Origin of the sequence: Actinokineospora sp. (genome assembly GCF_050699995.1) — a bacterium.
In the GTDB taxonomy this organism is placed as follows: Bacteria; Actinomycetota; Actinomycetes; order Mycobacteriales; family Pseudonocardiaceae; genus Actinokineospora.
Window position 1 is genome coordinate 1 of the sequence record NZ_JBOHGC010000590.1, and the last position, 5567, is coordinate 5567.

Below are 5567 nucleotides of genomic sequence, written 5' to 3' on the forward strand. Positions count from 1 at the left end.
GCTTCGGCCAGGCCGGTCCCGGTGGTCCGGGCGGTGGCCGCGGCGGCGCAGGCGGTGCGGGCAAGGGCATGGGTGGCGGCATGGGCGGCGCCCGTGGAGCCCAGGGCGAGGAAGACGAAGAGTACGAGTTGGCGGACTACCTCGTGGAAACCGAGGACGTCTTCGGCGACGACCGCATGGTCGCCCCCACCGTCATCGGCGAGACCAGCGAGAAGTGATGCCGTTCGGAGCCATGATCGAGGTGGAGAGCGAGCCCGTCTCGCTCTCCACCCTCGAATTCGACGTCCTGTGGGAGCACCTGTCGCCAGGCGCCATGCCGCTGGTCGTCAAGGTGCCCTCCCCGGGCAAGACCTACGAGGAACGCGCCGCCATCGAGGAGCGCGTCTGGGCTGACCTCGACGCCCGAGGCCTCGGCCGCAAGGTCGATGTGCACCCGGAGATCGAGCACCTGTTCGGCATCATCGCCCGCCCCGACCGCGAGGTCGACGGCCGGGCGTGGGCCGGGCGCGGTGTGCGGCTGATGACCGGTGTGGTCGGCCCCCAGGCGGCGCTTGCCGTGCTGCGGGACGAGCAGATCACCCTGAGCCGGATCTCCCCGGAGTCCATCGCGCCCGCCGCGGTCGGCGTGCTGCCGACCTGGCAGGCCGGTCCCGGCCAGTCGGTGACGCTGCGCACCGACGACTTCGAATCGGCGGCCAAGGCCACCGACGGGACGCAGAAGAGCTTCGAGGCGGCCCTGCTGGGCCGCGGCGTCCGCTCCGACGACGCCCGGGCCCTCGCCATGATGATCGGCGACGTCCAGGGCACCGGGAACTTCGGCGCAGCCGTCCGCGACCGCCTCGGCCGCCGCCGGCGCGCCGCCCGGGTCGTGTCGTTCTTCGACACCCCTGACGGCCGCTACGTCCAGGTCCGCAAGTCGTCGTCGGACGGCAACTTCTGGACCACGATCTCGCCCGCCGACACCCGCAAGCTCGTGCACCTGGTGGACGAGATGCTGGCCGAGGCGATGCGGGCCACCGAGTCCTGAGTTGCCGGGCCGCAAACGTGTCGATCCCGCCGAGCTCCGCACCGCGGTGCGGGCTTGGCGGAACGCGGGCGCCCAACCGCCCCGGCCCGTTCTCGCGGCCGCCGTCCGCCTGACGCTGCGCACCCTCGAAGACATCGCACCGGGCCGCAGCGTCGAGGTGCGTGTGCCGCCCTTCGCGGCCGTGCAGTGCGTCGAAGGCCCGAGGCACACCCGAGGGACACCGCCGAACGTGATCGAGACCGATCCGAAAACCTGGCTCGCCCTCGCGACCGGCGACCTGTCGTGGGCCGATGCCGTGTCGACCGGTCGGGTCACCGCATCCGGGGCCCGCGCCGACTTGTCAGCCCTGCTGCCGCTGCTGCGCCTCGAAGAGGCTTAGTCCACGAGTCGCCGGCGGCGCAGGACCACATACAGCCCCGCCGCCCCGGCCAGCGCCAGGCCCGCGTAAACGGCCAACAGCGCGGGCGGAGTCGTGCCGGTGAGGGCATCACCCAGGACGACCACGGCGATGGTGCCGGGCAGGCTGCCGATCACCGTCCCCGCCAGGAATGGGCCCAGCCTGATCGACGAGATGCCGCAGCAGTAGTTCATCGGCGCGAACAGGATCATCGGGATCAGCCGCAGCGAGATCACCCCGGCGACCCCGCCGCCACTGAGCCGCGCGTTCACCGTGCGCACCGCGTCGCGTTCCAGGTGCGCCTCCATCCACCGCCTGCCGAGACCGCGGGCCAGCAGGAACGCCGCCCACGCCGCCAACGCCGTGCCGAGCATCGCCACCGCGACACCGAGGGCCTCACCCAGGAGCAGGCCGGCCGAGAGGTTGAACACGGTCCGCGGGATCGGCACCACGGTCAGGACGGCGTACACCGCCAGGAACAGCACCGGTGTCGCCCACCCCGCGGCCGCCGCCCACGTGCGGACTTCCGCCGGACTGGGCACGGGCGCCAGCGACCCCGCCACCACCAAGGCGGCGAGGCCCACAAGGGCGATGATCAGTGCTTTTCGTCCGGACACCGGACACACCGTAATGGCAATGGTGAACACTTGACTGCCTCACCCGCTCGAAAGCGGGGGATTCCAACGGCGACTACCGCACAAGGAGGAGGTCGCGTTGAGGTTCACGGTTCGCTGGCCCGCCCAACGGCGGGCCTCCCCGTGCGGTCACGGCATGCCCTGCCGCGAATCGAATATTCAGCGCCGCGTTCACATCAGCGTTGCAGGCGAAACCGCAGGATCGGCATCGGAAGACGGCTTGGCTCTCGCGCGCCTCCCGATCCACGACCCCGCACGCCGAACAACGCTGACTTGTGAACCGCGGGTCCACTCTCACTACCCGCCCTGGGGCCTTCTGTTCCAAGCGCGTGACGAGCAGACCCCACCCGTTGGCCAGGATTCCCCGGTTCAGTCCTGCCTTCTGCGAGACTCCCCGGCCAGGGGTGTCGACTGTGCCCTTCGCCGACCGGACCATGTTGCTGATCTTGAGGTCTTCCACCGCGATCATGTCGAAATTCTGGGCCAGGCCGGTGCTGGTTTTCTCCACCCAGTCCTTGCGCCGGTCGGTTTCGCGAGCCTTGAGCCTCGCGATCGCTGCCTTGACCTTGCTACGCCGGTTTGAGCCGCGTTGGGCCCTCGCGAGCTTGCGTTGCAGCCGCAGCAGTCGGGCCTTCTCGGTTCTCCGCAACGTGGGCACAGACAGCAGCTCCCCTGTGGACAGCGCCGCCGAGACCACGACACCCCGGTCCACGCCCACGACAGCGCCCGCACCCGGGCCTGCGATCGGTTCGGGCACGACCGGGAACGCCACGTGCCAGCGGCCCGCCCGACCCCGGGTGATGCGGAAGGACTTCACACCGTCGGCGACGGCGCGGGACCAGCGGAACCGCACCCACCCGATCTTGGGCACCCTGACCTCACCGACCTTGCGCGACACTCGGCGCACGTCACCAGGGTCGACCCCCACGATCCGAAAACCCTCGCCTTGGCCGCGTCGGCGCCAGATCGGCCGCCGGTGCGTGCGGCCGAAGAAGTTGGCCATCGCCTGGGCGAAATCCCGCAGTGCCTGCTGCTGCACGGTCACCGATCCGGCCGCCAACCACGGGTTCGCTGCTCGCGCCTGCGTCAACTGGCGGCACTGCTCGACGAACCGCGGCGCCGCCTTTCGCCCCGCGCTCCAGTGGGCGTGCTGCTCAACCGCGAGATTCCATACGCACCGGGCATGTCCACAGTGTTCCAACAGCGCCGACTCTTGGGCGGGGGTCGGCTGGAGACGAAACCGGGACATGCCGATCAACATAACGATCCCCACCGACAGAACCTGGTGACAAAGATGAGCCGCCCGACCACACAGGGCATGCTTGGCGCTTGACGTGCCCGCGCTCCCGCGTCCTCCCCCCCCGGTCGCATCCTCGGGAAGTGACGCGGGCCACCGTCCGATTGTCGGCATCACACGATCGAGCACTTACACTTGGGTGCAGCCTCACTCCATCCACAGGGAGCGCTCCGGTGGTCACCGACCAGTTCTCGACTGGCCCAGTCAAACCCGACGCCAACATCGACCAACCGGAACCTGAGCCCCGCGAAGAATGCGGTGTCTTCGGCGTCTGGGCGCCTGGTGAGGAAGTCGCGAAACTCACCTATTACGGCCTGTACGCGCTGCAGCACCGCGGGCAGGAAGCGGCGGGCATCTCCGTCGCCGACGGCAGCCAGATCGTCGTGTTCAAGGACCTGGGGCTGGTCAGCCAGGTCTTCGACGAGCAGGTCCTGTCCTCCCTGCGCGGCCACGTCGCCGTCGGGCACTGCCGCTACTCGACCACCGGGTCGACCACGTGGGAGAACGCCCAGCCGACGTTCCGCACCACCGCCATCGGCAGTGGCCTGTCCCTCGGGCACAACGGCAACCTGGTCAACACCGCCGAACTGCGCGACCGCGCTGCCGAGCTCGGTGTCGCCACCCGCAACGGCGCGACGACCGACTCCGACCTGCTGACCGGTCTGCTGGCCGCCGCTGCCGCCGACAAGGGCATCGAGCAGGCCGCCATGGAGCTGCTGCCGACCGTGCGCGGCGCCTACTGCCTGGTCTTCTCCGACGAGTCCACCCTCTACGCCGCCCGCGACCCGCACGGTGTCCGCCCGCTCGTGCTCGGCCGCCTCGAGCGCGGCTGGGTCGTGGCCAGTGAGACCGCCGCCCTCGACATCGTCGGCGCCTCGTTCGTCCGCGAGGTCGAGCCCGGCGAGCTGATCGCGATCGACGCCGAGGGCCTGCGGTCCTCCCGCTTCGCCACCCCGGAGCCCAAGGGCTGCATCTTCGAGTACGTCTACCTCGCCCGCCCGGACACCACGATCTCCGGCCGCGGCGTGCACGCCACCCGGGTCGAGATCGGCCGCAAGCTCGCCGCCGAGTTCCCGGCCGACGCCGACCTGGTCATCCCGGTCCCGGAGTCCGGCACCCCGGCCGCGATCGGCTACGCCCAGGCCAGCGGCATCCCGTACGGCTCCGGCCTGGTCAAGAACGCCTACGTCGGCCGAACCTTCATCCAGCCGTCGCAGACCATCCGCCAGCTCGGCATCCGACTCAAGCTCAACCCGCTGCGCGACGTCATCCGCGGCAAGCGGCTCGTCGTCGTCGACGACTCGGTGGTCCGCGGCAACACCCAGCGCGCGCTGGTGCGGATGCTTCGCGAAGCGGGCGCCCTGGAGGTGCACGTCCGGATCGCGTCGCCGCCCGTGCGCTGGCCCTGCTTCTACGGCATCGACTTCGCCTCCCGTGCCGAACTCGTGGCCAACGGCCTCGACCTCGACGGCATCCGCCGCTCCATCGGCGCGGACTCGTTGGGCTACGTCTCGCTCGAAGCGCTGGTCGCGGCGACCGAGCAGCCCAAGAGCAGGCTCTGCTCGGCCTGCTTCGACGGCAAGTACCCGATCCCGCTGCCCGAGGACATCCACATCGGCAAGCACCTCCTCGAGGGGATCGAGAAGGGCGTCGCGGGTTCCGCTGCCCCGGTCCTCACCACCGGGTACGGTGCCGAGGACGCTTTGCGCCGTCCCTGATCTCGCGTTCCTACAAACAGTGATTCGAGTTATGACTGACACCAGCGAGTCCCAGCCTGTCTCGTCCAGCGCCACCTACGCCGCCGCGGGGGTGAGCATCGAGGCCGGTGATGAGGCCATCGAGAAGCTCAAGCCGTGGGCGGAGAAGGCGATCCGCCCCGAGGTGATGGGCGGCATCGGCGGTTTCGCCGGGCTGTTCAAGCTCAAGCTCGACCGCTGGAAGGAGCCGGTCCTCGCCTCCTCCACCGACGGTGTCGGCACCAAGATCGCGGTCGCCCAGGCGCTCGACATCCACGACACCGTGGGCATCGACCTGGTCGCCATGGTCGTCGACGACCTGGTGGTCTGCGGCGCCGAGCCGCTGTTCATGCAGGACTACATCGCCGTCGGCAAGGTCATCCCCGACCGCATCGCCGCGCTGGTCAAGGGCATCTCCGAGGGCTGTGTCCTCGCGGGCTGCGCGCTGCTGGGCGGCGAGACCGCCGAGCACCCG

General features: G+C 70.1%; 6 protein-coding genes and 1 pseudogene. 5 read left to right on the plus strand and 2 right to left on the minus strand.

From position 1 onward, the window contains the following. The 3 genes and pseudogenes from ACRDSQ_RS28690 to ACRDSQ_RS28700 all read left to right on the plus strand — a co-directional run. Positions 1-218: pseudogene (locus ACRDSQ_RS28690) on the plus strand (hypothetical protein); the annotation flags it as partial. Beyond that, positions 218-1027 (plus strand): ESX secretion-associated protein EspG, encoded by an 810-nt coding sequence (locus ACRDSQ_RS28695; protein WP_431425329.1) that lies wholly within the window; start codon positions 218-220, stop codon positions 1025-1027. The pseudogene ACRDSQ_RS28690 and the gene ACRDSQ_RS28695, both read left to right, overlap by 1 nt. A 1-nt stretch (position 1028) precedes the next feature. Next, on the plus strand, positions 1029-1406 hold the full coding sequence (locus ACRDSQ_RS28700) for a sterol carrier family protein (protein ID WP_431425331.1): 378 nt from the start codon (positions 1029-1031) through the stop codon (positions 1404-1406). Here the strand turns inward: ACRDSQ_RS28700 and ACRDSQ_RS28705 are convergent. Then, the gene (locus tag ACRDSQ_RS28705; protein WP_431425333.1) at positions 1403-2041 is read right to left on the minus strand and encodes a TVP38/TMEM64 family protein; all 639 of its coding nucleotides are present in this window, start codon (positions 2039-2041) and stop codon (positions 1403-1405) included. The genes ACRDSQ_RS28700 and ACRDSQ_RS28705 overlap by 4 nt on opposite strands. Positions 2042-2114: 73 nt before the next feature. Beyond that, on the minus strand, positions 2115-3308 hold the full coding sequence (locus tag ACRDSQ_RS28710) for an RNA-guided endonuclease InsQ/TnpB family protein (RefSeq protein WP_431425335.1): 1194 nt from the start codon (positions 3306-3308) through the stop codon (positions 2115-2117). Positions 3309-3529: 221 nt separating this feature from the next. Here ACRDSQ_RS28710 and purF point away from each other — a divergent pair, with 221 nt between their 5' ends. Continuing rightward, positions 3530-5074 (plus strand): amidophosphoribosyltransferase, encoded by a 1545-nt coding sequence (purF, locus tag ACRDSQ_RS28715; protein WP_431425337.1) that lies wholly within the window; start codon positions 3530-3532, stop codon positions 5072-5074. A 31-nt stretch (positions 5075-5105) separates the two neighbouring features. After that, positions 5106-5567 (plus strand): phosphoribosylformylglycinamidine cyclo-ligase (locus ACRDSQ_RS28720; protein WP_431425339.1); only part of this gene is annotated, 462 nt, incomplete at its 3' end.

What these genes read in the sequence shown, in the direction of transcription:
- ACRDSQ_RS28695 (WP_431425329.1), top strand. Translation starts at nt 218, where the DNA reads ATGCCGTTCGGAGCCATGATCGAGGTGGAGAGCGAGCCCGTCTCGCTC.
- ACRDSQ_RS28710 (WP_431425335.1), bottom strand. Translation starts at nt 3,308, where the DNA reads ATGTCCCGGTTTCGTCTCCAGCCGACCCCCGCCCAAGAGTCGGCGCTG.